The 18611-nt window shown below is 36.2% G+C and carries 15 protein-coding genes, 1 riboswitch and 1 other annotated feature; all 15 genes read right to left on the reverse strand.

Annotated features, from left to right (window positions below):
* Nucleotides 1-4: 4 nt before the first annotated feature.
* The 15 genes from infC to icd all read right to left on the reverse strand — a co-directional run bounded on the left by infC (nucleotide 5) and on the right by icd (nucleotide 18575).
* Nucleotides 5-538 carry a translation initiation factor IF-3 gene (gene infC / locus N9R04_RS05280; protein ID WP_262855660.1) on the reverse strand — a complete coding sequence of 178 codons (534 nt, stop codon included), beginning with the start codon at nucleotides 536-538 and terminating at the stop codon, nucleotides 5-7.
* A 26-nt stretch (nucleotides 539-564) separates the two neighbouring features.
* Nucleotides 565-691: a sequence feature (ribosomal protein L20 leader region), on the reverse strand.
* A gap of 63 nt (nucleotides 692-754) precedes the next feature.
* On the reverse strand, nucleotides 755-2248 hold the full coding sequence (locus tag N9R04_RS05285) for an amino acid permease (protein WP_262855525.1): 1494 nt from the start codon (nucleotides 2246-2248) through the stop codon (nucleotides 755-757).
* A 122-nt stretch (nucleotides 2249-2370) separates the two neighbouring features.
* A riboswitch (Lysine riboswitch) is annotated at nucleotides 2371-2542 on the reverse strand.
* A 66-nt stretch (nucleotides 2543-2608) separates the two neighbouring features.
* On the reverse strand, nucleotides 2609-4546 hold the full coding sequence (gene thrS, locus N9R04_RS05290) for a threonine--tRNA ligase (protein ID WP_262855526.1): 1938 nt from the start codon (nucleotides 4544-4546) through the stop codon (nucleotides 2609-2611).
* Nucleotides 4547-4916: 370 nt separating this feature from the next.
* Nucleotides 4917-5843: a primosomal protein DnaI gene (dnaI, locus tag N9R04_RS05295; protein WP_262855527.1), complete on the reverse strand. Its 927-nt coding sequence runs from the start codon at nucleotides 5841-5843 to the stop codon at nucleotides 4917-4919.
* Nucleotides 5840-7249 carry a replicative helicase loading/DNA remodeling protein DnaB gene (gene dnaB / locus N9R04_RS05300; RefSeq protein WP_262855528.1) on the reverse strand — a complete coding sequence of 470 codons (1410 nt, stop codon included), beginning with the start codon at nucleotides 7247-7249 and terminating at the stop codon, nucleotides 5840-5842. Before dnaB ends, dnaI begins: the two co-directional genes overlap by 4 nt.
* On the reverse strand, nucleotides 7246-7719 hold the full coding sequence (nrdR, locus tag N9R04_RS05305; protein WP_262855530.1) for a transcriptional regulator NrdR: 474 nt from the start codon (nucleotides 7717-7719) through the stop codon (nucleotides 7246-7248). The genes dnaB and nrdR overlap by 4 nt, the downstream gene beginning before the upstream one ends.
* Before the next feature lie 296 nt (nucleotides 7720-8015).
* Nucleotides 8016-8222 carry a hypothetical protein gene (locus N9R04_RS05310; RefSeq protein ID WP_262855531.1) on the reverse strand — a complete coding sequence of 69 codons (207 nt, stop codon included), beginning with the start codon at nucleotides 8220-8222 and terminating at the stop codon, nucleotides 8016-8018.
* Between the two features lie 68 nt (nucleotides 8223-8290).
* Nucleotides 8291-9289, reverse strand: coding sequence for a type I glyceraldehyde-3-phosphate dehydrogenase (gap, locus tag N9R04_RS05315; RefSeq protein ID WP_262855532.1), 999 nt, complete (start codon nucleotides 9287-9289; stop codon nucleotides 8291-8293).
* Between the two features lie 162 nt (nucleotides 9290-9451).
* Entirely contained in the window at nucleotides 9452-10075 is a 624-nt protein-coding gene (gene coaE / locus N9R04_RS05320) for a dephospho-CoA kinase (RefSeq protein WP_262855533.1), read from the reverse strand.
* A 15-nt stretch (nucleotides 10076-10090) separates the two neighbouring features.
* Nucleotides 10091-10963 (reverse strand): bifunctional DNA-formamidopyrimidine glycosylase/DNA-(apurinic or apyrimidinic site) lyase, encoded by an 873-nt coding sequence (mutM, locus tag N9R04_RS05325; protein WP_262855535.1) that lies wholly within the window; start codon nucleotides 10961-10963, stop codon nucleotides 10091-10093.
* 15 nt (nucleotides 10964-10978) lie between these two features.
* Nucleotides 10979-13609, reverse strand: coding sequence for a DNA polymerase I (gene polA, locus N9R04_RS05330; protein ID WP_262855536.1), 2631 nt, complete (start codon nucleotides 13607-13609; stop codon nucleotides 10979-10981).
* A 301-nt stretch (nucleotides 13610-13910) separates the two neighbouring features.
* Nucleotides 13911-15602, reverse strand: a complete 1692-nt coding sequence (gene pnpS, locus N9R04_RS05335) for a two-component system histidine kinase PnpS (protein WP_262855537.1) — start codon at nucleotides 15600-15602, stop codon at nucleotides 13911-13913.
* The gene (locus tag N9R04_RS05340; protein ID WP_262855538.1) at nucleotides 15602-16309 is read right to left on the reverse strand and encodes a response regulator transcription factor; all 708 of its coding nucleotides are present in this window, start codon (nucleotides 16307-16309) and stop codon (nucleotides 15602-15604) included. Before N9R04_RS05340 ends, pnpS begins: the two co-directional genes overlap by 1 nt.
* 559 nt (nucleotides 16310-16868) lie before the next feature.
* Nucleotides 16869-17132 (reverse strand): hypothetical protein, encoded by a 264-nt coding sequence (locus N9R04_RS05345; protein ID WP_262855540.1) that lies wholly within the window; start codon nucleotides 17130-17132, stop codon nucleotides 16869-16871.
* 174 nt (nucleotides 17133-17306) lie between these two features.
* Nucleotides 17307-18575, reverse strand: coding sequence for an NADP-dependent isocitrate dehydrogenase (gene icd, locus N9R04_RS05350; protein WP_262855541.1), 1269 nt, complete (start codon nucleotides 18573-18575; stop codon nucleotides 17307-17309).
* Nucleotides 18576-18611: the final 36 nt, after the last annotated feature.

The following is an 18611-nucleotide window of genomic DNA, read 5'->3' on the forward strand; positions in this document are numbered from 1 at the left end:
AGTATTATTTTTCGTTGTCAGCTGAAGGGGCTAACATAATAAACATTTGGCGACCATCCATCTTAGGTTTTTGCTCGATAGTCGCTATATCTTTCGTTTCTTCAGCGAACTTTTCTAAGACACGCTGACCGATTTCTTTATGGGTGATAGCACGACCTCTGAAGCGAATAGAAACCTTACATTTATCGCCTTTAGATAAGAATTTACGTCCGTTCTTAAGTTTAGTTTGAAAGTCATGTTCTTCAATAGTTGGACTTAAACGTAATTCCTTAACGTTAATTGTTTTTTGTTTCTTTTTCATTTCCTTTTCTTTCTTCTGTTGCTCAAATTTATACTTACCGTAGTCCATAATTCTAGCAACAGGAGGTTTAGCGTTAGGAGCTACTACTACTACATCTAAACCTACGCGATCGGCCATGTCTAATGCTTCTTTTTTAGATTTAACACCTATTTGATCGCCATCTTGCCCAATGAGACGAATCTCTTTTGCACGAATACGTTCATTAACTTGCGTTTGATTTTTTGCTATGGTTGACACCTCCATTAATTTTACGAAAGTAGCACCAAGTAAAAGAAGAGCAGGTACACGTAGGTACCCGCCCTTCTATCACATGACTTATACATGTTATGTGACCTGCCAACTGCTCATCGCGTCGCTACAGGTGAGAAGCGGATACTTCTACTTGGTTCGTTTCGTATTCAACATTAGTTATCATACCAACGTTCTAACTATAAGTCAATAGATTATTAAACTTTAATGATGCTTAATTTCATCCATCTTAACATCTTGTCGTAAATCAACTTTATCTAAAGGTATCTTCTTCGTTTTATATCTCAATTTATGATAGATGAAGAAGAATAGGAAAATGGGAATCCCCATATAGGTCGTAATAAAACGATTAATATCAAAATGCCCAGTCTTAATGAAATCCACGTCTTGACCAACAATTACAATTATACAAAGTATACCTGCAAAAATCGGCCCAAATGGAAACAACTTAGCACGATACTTTAACTTAGACTTATCATAATTTTGGGCTTCAAAAGCTCGTCTAAAACGGTAATGACTCACTGCGATGCCGACCCAAGCTATAAACCCAGTCATACCACTTGCAGCAACTATATATTTATAAGCATCGCCACTAAGATGTTGCAGACCGAAGATAGCTAAGACTATAGCTGCAGTAACTAACAGCGAAACGTAAGGTACGCCGTGCTTATTAGTTTTACCAAACACTGGATAAGCTAATTTATCCTTGCTCATAGAATATAGCATTCTCGTAGAGGCATACATCCCTGAGTTACCCGCAGAAAGAACTGAAGTTAAGATAACCGCGTTCATAAAAGATGCTGCAAAGGCTAAGCCAGCATTTTTAAAGACTAGAGTAAATGGAGAAGTCGCTACATCACTATCGCCGCCCATAAGAGCAGAACTATCGTATGGTATGAGCATGCCAATAATGAAAATGGCTAAAATATAAAACAATAAGATTCTCCAAAATACTTGTTTAATAGCTTTTGGTACCGCTCGTTCCGGGTTTTTTGACTCTCCGGCAGTGATCCCTATTAATTCAGTTCCTTGGAAAGAGAACCCAGCTACTAGGAAGACGCCTAGAATCGAGAGCAAGCTGCCGCCAAAACCATCACCTAATATAGGACCGTCGCCTTTAGTGAAAGTTTCAAATCCTACATAATGGCCGCCCATAATTCCAATAATCGTCAATAAACCTATAATTATAAAGATAATAACAGTTACTACTTTAATTAATGCAAACCAATATTCGCTCTCTCCATAAATGCGAACCGATAAAGCATTTAAAGAAAATATAATAACTAGGAATATTAAGCTCCAACCCCAGGCAGGAAGATGCTGCAATGGGCCCCAATATTTGATGACTTGTGCTGCTATTGTAACATCTGCAGCGACGGTTATAACCCAATTAAACCAGTAGTTCCAGCCTAAAGCAAAGCCAAGTGATGGATCTACAAAACGCGTAGCATAAGTACTAAATGAACCAGAAACCGGTAAATACGTAGCCATTTCTCCTAAAGAAGTCATTAAGAAGAAGACCATCATGCCGATTATTGCATAAGCTAGCAGTGCGCCAAGTGAACCAGCATCATGGATAGCACCACCTGAAGTCATAAATAGACCAGTACCGATACATCCACCTATAGCTATCATTGATATATGGCGATCTTTAAGACCTCTTTGAATTCCTTCATTTTGATTTGAACTTTTCTCCATAGAAGCTCCCTTTCTAACAGTAGAGGTTACTTTCTATCTCAATCTTTAGTGCTCACTATGAGTGATTTCTAGCACTAGTAAAAAGGTTGCATACCCTGTGGATATGCAACCGATTAAAATATATGATAGGTAGCACATCACATCTGTGACAGTCCAGTTTCTTTCAATAACTGGCCCAACAATGCATATTAATGGTTATACATCATTTCGGCAACTTTACCTTTCAGATGATATCTATGATTCCATAAAATCTCCATCAACTTACTGATTAAAGCCGCAACCTCTAACTCTTTTTTTATATTTAGCTTATTTCTATCTAACTAGCATTAAATATACCTTATAAAGCTGAGCATTTCAAGTTTATCTTTGCTTTTTCAATCTAATTTCATCTACTAAGTTCCATATAAATTCATCTCGTTCCATAGTTTCTTGATCTTTAGAACCGTATTGACGTACATTAACTTCATTATGTTCTACTTCTTTATCGCCAACAACTACTTGATAAGGTACTTTATGCATTTGAGCTTCCCGAATTTTATAACCCATTTTTTCATTTCGATCATCGATATTAACTCGGACTCCTTGAGATTTAAGTTCATCTTGTAATGATCGGGCGTAATCATAATGAAGATCAACATTAACTGGTATAATTTCAACTTGTCTTGGTGCTAACCACGTTGGGAAAGCGCCTTTTGTTTCTTCAGTTAAGAATGCTACGAATCGTTCCATAGTAGACACTACTCCACGATGGATAACTACAGGACGATGTTGTTCGCCATCTTTACCGATATATGTTAAATCAAACTTTTTAGGTAGCAAGAAGTCGAGCTGGGCTGTTGAAAGCGTTTCTTCTTTACCCATAGCTGTTTGAACCTGAACATCTAGCTTAGGTCCATAGAAAGCCGCTTCGCCTATCGCCTCTTCGTATTCTAGACCTAACTCATCTACCGCTTCTTTCAACATACTTTCTGCTCTCGTCCACATTTCGTCATCGTCAAAGTACTTCTCTTTATCTTCAGGGTCACGATAACTTAAACGGAAAGTATAATTTTTAAAACCAAAATCTTTATAAACATCAATGATAAGTTCTACAACACGTTTAAATTCCTCTTTAATTTGATCAGGTCGAACAAAGATATGCGCATCGTTTAGTGTCATTCCTCTGACACGTTGTAAACCGGATACTGCCCCGCTGGCTTCATAGCGATGCTGCAAGCCTAGCTCGGCAATACGAATCGGTAATTCTCGATATGAATGAGGTTTATTAGAGTAAACCATCATATGATGTGGACAGTTCATAGGTCTTAATACCATCTCTTCGTTCTCATCTAATTTCATCGTCGGGAACATATCGTCTTGATAGTGATCCCAGTGGCCAGAAGTTTTATAAAGCTCTACATTCGCCATGATAGGTGTATACACGTGGTCATACCCCATGCTTTGTTCTTTATCTACGATATAGCGCTCAATTTCTCTGCGTATAACCGCTCCATTAGGCAACCATAACGGCAGTCCTGAACCGACAAGTTGATTATTAGTAAATAAATCCATTTCTTTACCAATTTTACGATGATCGCGTTCTTTTCTCTCTTCAAGCATTTGCAAGTGAGCTTTCAAATCTTTTTTGTCAAAGAAAGCAGTACCGTAAATACGCTGGAGCATTTTATTATTGCTATCGCCGCGCCAGTACGCACCTGCTGTAGATAAAAGTTTAAATTCTTTAATTTTTGAAGTTGAAGGAACATGTACACCTCGACATAAGTCTGTAAATTCACCTTGAGAATATAAAGTTACATTCTCTTCTTCAGGGATAGCATCTATAAGTTCTAACTTATACGGATCATCTTTAAAGAATTCCTTAGCTTCTTGACGACTTACGACTTCTCTTTTAATAGTATGATTTTCATCTACTATTTGCTTCATCGTCTTCTCTATTTTTTCAAAGTCATCTGAAGAGATGTTTTGATCAATATCAAAGTCATAATAGAAGCCGCCCTCAATAACTGGACCTACGCCAAACTTCACATCTCCGTACAATCTCTTTAGTGCTTGTGCCATCAGGTGTGCTGTTGAATGACGTAAGACATTTAATGCTTCGTCACTACCCGGAGTAATGATTTCAATTTCACCATCCTCTTCAAGGGGCCGTGTTAAATCAACCATTGTACCGTTAAATTTACCTGCTACCGCTTTCTTTCTTAATCCAGGGCTAATAGAACGAGCGATCTCCTCAGTAGTCGTACCTCTATCAAACGCTTTACTATTACCATCAGGAAATTGAATATTAATTTGATCCATTTATAATCCTCCTCTTCAAATTCTTAATCGGCGCATAGCTGCAATCTAGTTAGAAGTGCTTACAATCCTACTTTCAATTTTAAAAATAAAAAAACCTCATCCCATAAGGGACGAGGAATTCGTGGTACCACCCTAATTAGATCTCTCAGACAGTATAATTAATTAGAGAGATCACAAGCTCTACATAAGATAACGGTCTTGAGCCGGATATTCATTACAAATATCATTTATAAAGGGAGTAATAAAATTGAGTTGAACGCTAGATTCTCATCTTCGCTAGCTCTCTGTAGTTCAGAGCTCAAATTATCGTATCCTTTATATGTTACGCCGATTTATATTCGTATCTATTATACAACATTTAATCAGATTTTCAACTATCACGATAGTTTTTACCCACTAGATAATATGGTAACGCTAAAGCTTTAATTCGCTCCATGATACGTGCGCCTTTCGTCTCTTCTGCACCTTGACGGGTTAAAGAGAAATGGTGTTCTAACTCAGTGAAATTAAGATTAGAGCTAAAGAATGTCGGCAGTTCATGTACCATACGGTAATGTAGCAAAGGACCGATAACTTCATCGCGTGCCCATGTGGTGGTCTCTTCTGCACCAATATCATCAAGAATTAATACATTTGCCTCTCTCACCTTTTTCAATCGCAGTTCAAAGGTATTATCGCTAAACCCGCTTTTTAAATCACGAATAAACTCTGGTAAATAAACTATAGTTGAAGGTATTTTTTCTCTTTTAAGTTGATTAGCTAACGCGCATAGTATGAATGACTTACCTGTCCCAAAAGGTCCGTACAGATATAAGCCCTTTAAATTCTCGGTACTCCCGTTTTTAATCCGTTCACATATTTCATTAGCTGCCATGGCAACATCTAAACGCTCTCTTTGATCCATATAAATATCTTTCAACTGAGCATTAAGTGTGTTTCTTTGCATGTGATGAGAAGTAATGAGATTAGCATTATATTTTTCTTCATCATGCTTAAGTTTACAAGGACATTGAAGGTAACGAATTTTAAAATGATTATTTTCGATATAAAGCTCAGGCACGTGGCCTTGCACGAAATTCGGGCAATCTTTATATGCATGACCATCATAGGTTTTTTGTTGGTCCCTATACTCCTGTAATATATTTAAATCCCGTTCGATCATAGAGTTTGTAATTTCAGAACGATGCGCCTCTAAAAATGATTTAACATCTGGATCGTTAATGACGTCATGCTTTATTCGAGCTATCTTTTTATCCAAACCTTTAGATTTACCTATAATGTCGTCAAAACGCTTCATCCATCGTCACCTCCATTCCACGTTTGATTTAAGTATTTCAAGAAAGCTTCGCGATCTTGTTGTAATGATTCGTCTATTTTAGAAGACTCGTCACTGTTATTTTTTCTTTCCTCATTATTGTTTTTTTTACGTTTTTTTAGCCATTCCGGCGTGAGCTCACGAGAATAGTAATTAGGTTTATAGTAACGTTTTTGATTTGTTTTTTCTTTTTTATTAGAAGCTTGTTTAACTACATGTGTGTATGCTTCTTTAGAATTGTTAAAACCTTTCTTCTTCCAATTCGATGCGATTTCCATAATATAATTTTTAGGAAGTTTCATATCTTCTTTTAACATTACGTATTGTAATAACACATTAATAACTCCGAAGGATAATTTTTCTCTCTCTATCAGTTCTTCAACAATCTTTTTTTGTTGCGTTGTAGGTTCCGATTCAGACCATGAAGCTAACATATCTATCGGACTGGTCTTTTCGAGTAGTTCAAACCAACCTTCAGTTCCAGGCAGAGCCTCCTTTTCAGCTTCCTCGGGTTTACCATTCGTGTTAAGAGAGGGTTGTTCATAGTTAGAGCGCACCTGAAGATTAGGAAACGTCTTGCCATGCTCCATAAAATAATAAGTGCGAGCTTGTTTCCTCAACTCTTCTTGTGATAATTCTTGAGCGCTTGTGATAGACTTCAAGATAATGCTTTTCATCGCTTCTGGCGTCAATCCATATAATGTTGCAAGCTGAATAATCAGCTTTTTCGCATTACTGTCCACTATTTTAGTACTTATAAAATGGGATTGTAACAAATCATATAACAGTTCGAAATCAAACTTAACTTCAGATAAATCTAACCCTTTATAAGCGTCGTCTTGATGTACGCGATTATCTTCATTTTTGCTGAATGTTTCTGGAATTTTAAACACGTCAGTGTATTTACAAGTTATTTCTTGAAAATCACTTAGGTCAACTTGCTTTGAGAATTCAAAGAAGCGCTTAAGCTGATGATAACGCTGATTGCCTATTTCACTGTGTAAAAAGACAGAAAGCATCGGGTCGTCAAAAAATTGTTTAGCGCTCGGTGGTTGTACCAGTTCATATAGAAAGTGAGATGCATCTTGGCGATGTTTTACATAAGTTTTAACTAACCCTATACCTTCTAACACGTCCATATTATTACGAAACTCTAATAAATTAATCTTCAATTCATTCATAATCGTATAATGTGTATGAACTAACTGCTCATCACGAGTGTCTGCAAACTGGTCTAAGTATAGATAAAGACCAGTAGCACTAGAGCCAATTAGGGGTGTGAACAAACGATTGATGATTTCTAAGTGAGAGTGATGAAGTTGGAAATGTCTAACTATATCAAAATGGTCTTTAGGTCTTAGTCCGTAGTCATCAACATTCATAGTCATTTATTGTCACTTCTCTTCTCCTTAGAAAGAATACCTTGCATTGATGCTAATAGTTGGTCTACGTCTTTAAATTCTTTATATACCGACGCAAAGCGAACATATGAGACTTGATCTACATGCATGAGTTTATTCATTACGTGTTCTCCGATTGCTCGAGAAGAAACTTCCGCTTGTCCATCATGTCTTAGTTTCCACTCAACATCATTCGTTATTTCTTCTAGTTGTTCATATCGTACTGGTCTCTTTTCACATGAACGCACCAAGCCATTTAATATCTTCTCACGTAGAAATTGTTCTCGTGTACCATCTTTTTTAACTACAATTAAAGGTCTTTTTTCTATGTGTTCAAATGTAGTAAAACGCGTTGCACAGTTCTCGCACTCTCTACGTCGACGAATCGCATTGACATCATCAGCGTGTCGGGAATCAACGACACGTGAGTTTGTAGCACTACATTTAGGGCACTTCATCGTCAATTCATCCTCTCTAATAGATTACAAATTATTATACTATAAATGCGACTATCACAAAAGAAAGCTAATAACTAATCAACTTTATAAAGAGAGAGTGAAAGTCTGAGGACATAAATTCCTAAAAAGGGAGCGGGACAGAAATCTAATTTGAATAAAAAGATTTCTGTCCCGCTTCCACTGCTGTTCTCTATTTATACAATTCGTCGTATTGAATGTTTACGTTTTCCTAGAGTGCCGTCTCAGTCATGGTTTTTCAGTCGCCCCAACTTGCTTTGCTTGTGGAAACTGATTTATCAGTTTCTCTGTGTTGGGGCCCCCACCCCAACTTGCTGTGCTTGCGGAAACTGTCTTACCAGTTTCTCTGTGTTGGGGCCCCCACCCCAACTTGCTGTGCTTGCAGAAACTGTCTTACCAGTTTCTCTGTGTTGGGGCCCTACCCCAACTCGCTGTGCTTGCAGAAACTGTCTTACCAGTTTCTCTGTGTTGGGGCCCCACCCCAACTTGCTTTGCTTGTGGAAACTGTCTTACCAGTTTCTTTGTGTTGGGGCCCCTGAATTTAATGATCTAATTACAGGGCATTGCCAATTTGTTCTGCAATATCTACTACTCTGTTTGAGTAACCCCACTCATTGTCATACCATGCAATTACTTTTACTTTATGATCTCCCATTTGCATTGTGCTCAGCGTATCGACGATAGCAGAATGTGGATTCGTATTAAAGTCAGAAGAGACTAATGGCGCATCTTCAGTAGCTAAGACTCCACCTAAGTCGTTATTTCTAAACGCTTGGTTAACTTTCTCTACAGTAACTTCCTGTTTCAAATCGACCACTAAATCTACTAATGATACATTCTTTGTAGGCACTCGTAATGCCATACCATGAAGCTTACCTTCTAATTCAGGCATAACTTCTTTTAGTGCTTTCGCAGCACCTGTAGATGTAGGTATGATACTTTCGTTGCAAGAACGAGCTCTTCTCAAATCTTTGTGTGGATTATCTATATTCTTTTGATCATTTGTTATGGCGTGTACAGTTGTCATAAGACCGCTTTCAATCCCGAACGTATCATTTAATACTTTTGCAACTGGTCCGATACAGTTAGTAGTACATGAAGCATTACTAAATATATCATAACTATCTACGTCTAAATCTTGGTCGTTAACGCCTTTTACGATCATTTGTACGTGACCACCTTTAGATGGACCCGTTAACAGCACCTTTTTAGCCCCAGCATCGATATGAGCTTGCGCCTTATCACCGTGATTAAACACTCCTGTAGCTTCAATCACAATATCTATATTTAAATCTTTCCATGGTAGTTTAGACGGCTCCCGTTCTGATACTAATTGTATTTCTTTACCGTTTACTTTAATACCATTTGATGTAGCTTCGACATCTAAATCGTATTTACCATGAGTCGTATCATGTTTGATTAAGTGTGCAATAGTTTCAGATGGGTAACTAGCATTAATAGCAATAACATTCAGATTATCATTCTTTAGAGCTATTCTTAACACCATTCTACCAATTCTGCCCATTCCGTTAATTGCAATGTTTGTCGACATAAAAAAAGCACCCCTCAAGTTATGTGTTATACTTTATGATAATAGTGTAACATAAAACTTTATTTTTGAAAGCGGTTTCTAATAAGTTTTAAAAAAAGTATTTTTGAGAATCAAGTAATTAAACTATCTCTCAAAAATACTTCTTCAATGTAAATTAATGAATTAGCTAGTTGAGTCATCTAGTGATTGCTCTATATAGCCTTCCTCTAAAAGTAATTTTTCTAAATTTTGTTTAAGATCTAATTTAGTATCACGATTATCGATAACATGGTCGGCCATACGACGTTTTTTATCGATAGAAATTTGGCTATACACTCGCGCTTTAGCATCTTCCATGGATAAATCATTACGCTCCATTAAACGATCGATTTGTATACTTTCAGAAGTGTAAACTAACCAAACTTCATCTACAGTATCTTCTAGCCCATTTTCAAAGAGCAAAGGTATATCCATGATCACGTTATGACCCTCTTTAAGGTATTGTTGTTTCTTTATATCCATGATTTCTCTAACAATGGGGTGAATAATGTTATTAAGTTCTATTCTTTTTTCTGGTTGATTAAATACAATCTCTCCTACGAATTCTCGATCCATCTCACCGTTCTCGTCAATAGCTTCGTCTCCAAACACTGCTCTTACTTGTTCTAAACCTTTAGATCCTTTCTTAACAGCTTGGCGAGAAGCAATATCAGCATCGACGATTTTAAATCCATGAGCTGATAATAATTTTGAAACGGTAGATTTTCCTGTAGCAATTCCACCTGTTAATCCTATAACTTTAGGCATAATTTCCCTCTTTCTCTATGATTGACATGTGGGACAAAAATGTGAGTTTCTAGTAGCGATAACTTGAGTTTGAATACTATGTCCACATACTTTACATATCGTTTGTTTATATACATTGAGATGTAATTGCATCTCACCACGTGCGCCATCAGCATGTCTGTAACTTGAAACGCTAGTACCTCCATATCGAATTCCTTCTTCAAGAACTTCTCTAATATAGTAGAATAACATCTTTTGCTCTTGAAAATTTAGAGATTCAACTTTTCTTGCTGGATGAATGCCTGCTCTAAATAGTGCTTCACAAGCATATATATTTCCGCACCCTGCTACGACTTTATGATCTAGAATCACATCTTTAATAGGCTTTCGTTGAAATTTCTTTAAAGATAAAATTGAAAGGAAGTGTTCCATTGCTGAAGAATCAAATGGCTCGGGTGCGATCTCTAAGATAGGCGGATAAGCTTCAACTTCAGGTACATTTCTTATTTCTCCAAATCGACGTATATCAGAATACACCAGCATTTTCCCATTATTTAGGTAAAATATTACGTGCCAATGCTTTCTGTAATTTATATCTGCAATGTCATCTAAACTATTAACAATAAAAAAGCCTCCAGCCATGCCTAAATGACTAATTATTATTCGATGGGTGTCATGATTACAAATATTAAATAAAATATATTTACTTCTTCGTTCTATTCTATCGATTGTAAAGCCTTCCGTAAACGTCTTAAAAGTCTCTAATTCGAGACCTTTTATGATCGTTTCTCGTCCTTCACGTTTACCTTCAACTACTTTTTTTGAGAACTCCACTTGATTAATAGTAGCACCTTCAACTTCGGGTACAATGCCCCGCTTAACATGCTCTACTTCTGGTAATTCAGGCAAGACAACACCTTCTTTCTATTTAGCATCATACCACGTGGAACCATAACTTGATTCAACTTTAAGTGGTACATCTAAGTCCATGGCATGTTCCATTATATCTTTGACAAACAAGCTAAACGCTTCTACTTCATCCCTTGGAATTTCAAAAATAAGCTCATCGTGAACTTGAAGTAATAAAGTAGCATTGAACTGAGTGTTTTTAATTTCTCGATCAAATTTCACCATTGCTAGTTTAATTATATCCGCCGCACTTCCTTGTATAGGGGTATTCATCGCAGTTCGTTCAGCAAAACTACGAACGTTGAAATTTCTACTTGTTATATCAGGTAAATAACGACGTCTATTTGATAACGTTTCAACAAATCCTTCAGATTTGGCTTGCTTCTTAATCACACTCATATACTCTTTAACTCCAGGGAAACTGTCTAAATAATCATCTATAAATTTCTTAGCTTCCTTACGACTGATATTTAAACTCTGGCTCAAACCATAATCACTAATACCATATACAATTCCGAAGTTAACCGCCTTAGCTTGGCGGCGCATTAAACTATCAACTTCATCTGCTTCGACATTAAATACCTTCATAGCTGTAGCAGCGTGGATGTCATGATCATTTATAAAAGCATTTTTTAGGCTCTCGTCTCCAGTAATGTGCGCTAAAACGCGTAATTCTATTTGAGAATAGTCAGCGGAAAAGATCACGCTTTCTTTACTTGTAGGTTTAAAAGCTTTTCTAATTCGCTTGCCTTCTTCTAATCTCACCGGTATATTTTGAAGATTTGGATCAACAGATGACAAGCGACCTGTTTGAGCAAGTGTTTGATTAAAGCGAGTATGAATGCGATTGTCTTCACTGATAACTTTTTGCAGCCCTTCAACATAAGTGGATTGCAATTTAGCTAGCTGGCGATATTCTAAGATGTGGTCAATAATAGGATGTTCTCCCTGTAGTTGTTCTAGAACGTCAACTGCAGTAGAATATCCAGTCTTCGTTTTTTTAATTACTGGAAGCTCTAACGTCTCGAACAACACTACTCCCAATTGTTTAGGTGAGTTGATGTTGAATTCTTCTCCAGCCGCTTCGTAAATTTTGTTTACAAGCGCAGTTAGTTTTTCCTTTATTTCTTCTTCCATTTTCTGTAAATCAGCTTTGTCAGTATATATACCTATCTCTTCCATTTTACTTAAGGTATATGCTAAAGGAAGCTCCATGTTATTCAATAAGTCCAATTGATCATGTGATTCTAACTCTTCGACCATCTTTGGTTTAGCTTCTGCTATGCTGTGAAGTATTTTTGCAACATGTTGCGTCAATACTTCGTCGTTCGGCACTGCTCGCTTTTTACCTTTTCCATAAATTTGAATATCAGTATCAACATAATTAAGGTCATACTGACTTACCACTGAACTGACATCATCGATTGAACGAGAAGGATCTATAATATAGCTAGCTAACATGATATCAAAATCGACATTTTGTATATTAATGTTTAAACGGTGCGCAACTACAAAAGTCTTCTTAGCATCATACACTATTTTTTTAGTGTCCTTACGCTCAAGCCAATCGATGAGTCCTTGATGTTTAGTCAGCTCCTCTATACCAACTACCAGATGTTTATCTTTAGCGTAAATACCAAATTTCAGAATGTCATCTTTCAAATAATTCCCGCCGTCTACTTCAAAGTGAATAATGGCGTCATCAAGATTCGAGAATTCTATACCTTCTATTGAAGTAGTTGGATTAATAGTTATGTCAGCAGATGAACTATCACTTGAATGCTCATCCAATTGGTTAAGCAATTGTTTAAACTCTAATTCTTTAAAGAGTTCTATCTTATCTGTTTCATCCTTCTCTTGAGGTAAGAGCGTGTCATCTAAACGTACTTCAAGTGGACTATCACAATTAATCGTCGCAAGTTTCTTACTCATTAAAGCATCATTTTTACTTATTTCAAGCTTCTCTTTTAGTTTTTTTCCTGACACGTCATTCAGATGCTCATATACATTTTCAACTGTCTGGTATTGATTAAGTAACTTAATTGCTGTTTTCTCACCAACTCCGGCCACGCCTGGAATGTTGTCAGAAGTATCCCCCATTAAACCTTTCATATCGATGATCTGAGAAGGCGTTAAACCATTGTATTTTTCAGCAATGAATTGAGGTGTATAATAGTCAACTTCAGTCACACCTTTTTTAGTATAATAAATTGTTACATTATCAGTGGCTAATTGAGTTAAGTCTCGATCACCAGTAACTATAATGGTTTCTAAATTACGCTTGTCAGCTTCTTTACTCAGTGTCCCTATTATGTCATCAGCCTCATAATGTTCAAGCTCATAATGTTTGATTCGATAAGCATCTAATAACTTTCTTAAATAAGGTAGTTGTTCACTGAGTTCAGGCGGAGTTTTTTGACGTCCGCCTTTATATTCTTTATACGTTTGGTGTCTAAAAGTCGTTTTGCCTGCATCAAATGCTACTAAGAAGTGATCCGGTTGTTCCTCTTTCAGAATTTTCTCAAGGAGCATGGTGAATCCGTAAATAGCATTTGTGTGTATTCCGGCTTTGTTCTGCAATAGAGGTAAAGCATAAAAGGCCCGGAAGCTTAAACTATTACCGTCTATTAAGACTAATTTACTCAATCTTTAAACCTCCAACATGGATTTACTTTCATTTTACCATAAACGATAACATGACCGAATACTTTAGCAATTGTATACACTAGTATCTAAATGATAAGCAGTTAAGCCTGGCTTTAAGATAAGATGTAATCAGTAACTAAGTTTAACCTGAAACCTATAAATAGGAGTGAAATTAAGAATGCCAACCATTCAATTCACTCCTATATACTAATATGTTATAACTGCTATTCGTTTTACTTAACTGTTTAACTTCTAAAAGTTACAGATCTCCAAACTTGTAATTGCAGTTCATTTAATAAATTTATTCAATCTCTAATGTTACTCTAAAGGTAGTACCTACTCCGAGTTCGCTTTCTACTTCAATTTGACCATTGTGAGCCTCTACAATATGCTTAGTAATAGACAGACCTAATCCCGTGCCTCCAGAGTCTCGACTGCGTGCTTTATCCACCCTATAGAAACGTTCAAAAATGTGGGCTTGATCCTCTTCGCTAATACCTATCCCTGAATCTCTGACTTCTAGTTTACACTGGTTGTCTTCAGTATAAAGGCTTACTACAACTTCACTGTCCTCTCTAGAGTAACTTATCGCATTGCTAAGCAAGTTGACTATGACCTGAGTTAGCTTAGATTTATTCCCATTAATAATGAGCTGTTGTTCAATATCTTCTTGTAGATGTATGTCCTTTTCCTCAGCTAAGTGTTCAAGGTTCATCATCGTCTCAAGACAGAGTGCTGAAAAGTTAAACTTCTCTTTCTTAATAACATTTTGTTGTTCTATATGAGATAAATCCAATAAATCAGTCACTAGTGATTCTATCCTATCTGACTCTTTATAAATAATACTTAAAAATGAATCTAATGATGTCTCATCATTTTTAGCTCCATCAAGTAATGTTTCTGAAAACCCTTTGATAGAAGTGATAGGCGTTTTAAGCTCATGAGAAACATTCGCTACAAATTCTCTGCGCAAGTTTTCTAATTTTTTGAGGTGAGTAATGTCATGTAACACTACTATCAAACCATATAGATGTTTTCTCGTCGATGAAAGCACAGGCACACATGCCATATCAAAATATTTTTCATGAACTTGAGTTAAATTAAGCTTAATTTGTTTATAAATAGACCTTTCTGTCTTAAATCCTTGAGCGATGTAGCTCTGTAATTCTGTATCTAAATAATCAGTATAACGCTCGTTAATAATATAATTTTTAGGTTTAAAATTATCATAGTACGCTTGATTGGCGACTACAATTTCTCCCTTATTGTTTATCATTAAGATAGAACTCGGTATATTCTCAATTGTAGCTGTTAACCGATGGGCTTGTAACTTTTGTTCATGATTTAAAATTTGCAATCTACGCGCTAAATTATTGGTGGTCACAAAGAGTGCTTTAGTTTCTTTAACGTTACTTTCAGGGATTCTAATATGGTAATGTCCATCTACTAGGAGTGACGTCGCGTAAGTCACTTCATTTATCGGCCGGATATAAGTTCGATGGATATGGCGCACCACGAAATACAGCATAACAAGCACAAACAAGCCAATCATACCGATATACTTCCATACTGCAATCTTTAAATTGTGTATTTTTTCGTCAGTACCACTAATAATTACTTCATAATTTCCTCTAAAAGTTTTTGAAGTAAACCGGTGATTTGAATGGTATTTATCATATAGATAAGTTGAAGGATTCGCTTCATTATTGATTTCTGGATTAACTTTTACCTTTCCTTCCGTGGTAAAAATATCTTTTCCATTTTTCTCAATGTGTATAGTTAACTCTTTATTTTTAGCTATGTTATGTACTTGATTAGTTTTATTATCCTTCACTAAGTCAATATAATGCTGGGCTTCATGATCAAGTTCCCTTTCATGACTATCAGCTACTGTTTGTGAGACAACATGTGTAATGATGAAACCGAGTAAAAGTAAACTTACAATGGTTAATGACCAAAGTAGTATAAGTAAACGCTGATGAAACTTAAGCATTAATTTTTAGGCCTTTCCAATTTGTAGCCAAGTCCTCGCACTGTTTTAATTAAGGTTGGTTGCTTTGGATTTTCTTCTAACTTATCTCTTAAATGACTAACATGTACATCCACGATTCTCGAATCCCCTGCAAATTCATAATTCCATACTGAGTTCAACATATGTTCACGCGTGATGACACGCCCTTGTCGTTCTATTAAATATAGAAGTAACTCAAACTCTTTCGGAGTGAGTTCTAAAAGTTCATCATCTTTGTATACTTCAAAGAAATCAGGTCTAATTCTAATAGAACCTATGATTATATCTTCATCATCATCGTTGTTCTCCATCTCTTTGATCATAACAGCACGCCGTAATATCGCTTTTACTCTAGCAACTACTTCTCTAGGAGAAAATGGTTTAGTCATGTAATCGTCAGCTCCTAATTCTAAGCCGAGAACCCGATCAAATTCATCTTCTTTAGCTGTAAGCATTAAAATTGGAACTAGATTTTTATTAGTTCGAACGTTCTTACATACTTCAATGCCATCCTTTTTGGGTAACATAACATCTAATACTACTAGATCAGGAGCACTGTCATCTATTTTTTTTAACGCTTCTTCTCCGTCATATGCTACTTCCACCTGATAACCTGCTTGTTCCAAGTTATACTTTAAAAGTGTTACTATAGATTGCTCATCATCAACTACTAGAACCTTCTGTGTCATAAGTTACCTCCAAAATTTAAAAATTCTACTATAAGTAAATTTTAATTCAAATTCTGATTACTTAAAATACTATTTACATAATCTTAACAAATGATTATAAAAATTTTATGAGAAAGTTCACATAATATTAATTAACTCCCTCATTAAAGCATTTTAACCTATTTTTAAAGAGAGAACTTATATATATCATTAGATCTTAACACTTTCTTAACAATACATTCGCAATATTAACATTTTTGTATGGATCGTCCCTCTACGGTAGAAGTACATTCTTGAAAGATTAATATTTTTAATATTCTAGTTACCAATCATTTCTGTAGTGAATTGATAAGACCTAAATAGTTCTATACTTGCAGCTTATTTAAATTTTCAAGAAGTTAAGATGAGGTTGAGACATAGGTTTCTGTGCTTTGGGAAAGCAATTAACGGCGTTCCAAAAGCTTGTTTGTCGACAGAAACTTTCACGATGAGATAAAATTTGGACAACAATTTTGCTCATCGTTCAGTTCTACTTAACCCCTAACCGCTCTTATCCCGACCTCGATATGAATATAACTTTTCACAACGTCTTAGCATTTTTTTGTAGTGGGACCCAACTCGCATTGCTTGGCGAAACTGATAAACCAGTTTCTCTGTGTTGGGGCTCCACCCCAACTCGCTTTGCTTGTGGAAACTGATAAACCAGTTTCTTTTTGTTGGGGCCCCACCCCAACTCGCTTTGCTTGTGGAAACTGATAAACCAGTTTCTTTTTGTTGGGGCCCCACCCCAACTCGCTTTGCTTGTGGAAACTGATAAACCAGTTTCTTTTTGTTGGGGCCCCAAACCAAAAACTTCGAGATTTTCGCAATTTTTACGAAAACCTCGAAGTTTTTTCTAATGAGGAGGCTGGGACATAATATAATGTCTCAGCCTCTTCAACATCTTTGCCGGGACGGGACTACGAAATCATTTTATTCAAATTAGATTTCTGCCCCGCTCCCTTTATTATAAACATTGTTATTTAATATTTTTGATTAATGCATCAGCAAATTCTGAAGTTGATACTTCTTCTGCACCTTCCATTAAGCGTGCAAAATCATAAGTAACAACTTTTGAAGCAATAGTAGTCTCAATTGCTTCTGTAATCTTATCAGCAGCTTCTTGCCAACCTAGATGTTCTAACATTAATACTGCACTTAAGATTTCAGATGAAGGGTTAACTTTATTCATATTCGCATATTTAGGAGCTGTACCGTGAGTCGCTTCAAAAATAGCATGACCCGTTTCGTAGTTAATGTTAGCTCCAGGTGCAATTCCGATACCGCCAACTTGTGCAGCTAAAGCATCAGAAACGTAGTCACCATTTAAGTTCATAGTAGCTACTACATCATGATCAGCTGGACGAGTTAAGATTTGTTGTAAGAAGATATCAGCAATTGAATCCTTGATAATTATTTTACCTTCTTGTTCAGCTTTACTTTGCGCTTCGTTTGCAGCTTCTTTACCTTCTTGTTCAACGATTTCATCGTATTGTTGCCAAGTGAAGACTTTATCGCCGAATTCATTATGAGCTAAGTCATAACCCCACTGCTTAAATGCACCTTCAGTAAATTTCATAATATTACCTTTGTGCACTAATGTAACGGATTTACGATTGTTTTCGATAGCATACTTGATAGCAGCACGGACTAAACGTTCAGTACCTTCTTTAGATACTGGTTTAACCCCTATACCTGAAGTTTCAGGGAAACGAATATTAGTCGCGCCCATTTCATTTTGTAAGAAATCAATTAATTTCTTAACTTCTTCAGTACCTTCTTTAAATTCAATACCTGCATAAATATCTTCTGTGTTTTCACGGAAGATAACCATATCTGTGTCTTCAGGACGTTTAACTGGTGAAGGAACACCTTTGAACCATCTCACTGGTCGTAAACATGTAAATAAATCTAATTCTTGTCTTAAAGCCACATTTAAAGAACGAATGCCTCCACCAATTGGAGTAGTTAAAGGTCCTTTAATAGCAATTAAATACTCTTTGATCGTCTCTAATGTTTCGTTAGGCAACCATTCACCTGTTTCATCGTAAGCTTTTTGACCAGCTAGCACTTCTTTCCATTCGATGCGCTTTTCACCGTTGTATGCTTTCTCAACCGCTGCATCGATAACACGACTTGCAGCTTTCCAAATATCCGGTCCAATTCCGTCGCCAATGATAAATGGAATGATTGGTTCATTTGGTACATTTAAACCATTATTTTGCTTAACAATTTTGTCTCCTGCCATGAGTTAAACCTCCACTTTAAATAATTAAAAATCTAG

This window comes from Staphylococcus marylandisciuri (assembly GCF_025519785.1).
Lineage (GTDB): Bacteria > Bacillota > Bacilli > Staphylococcales > Staphylococcaceae > Staphylococcus > Staphylococcus marylandisciuri.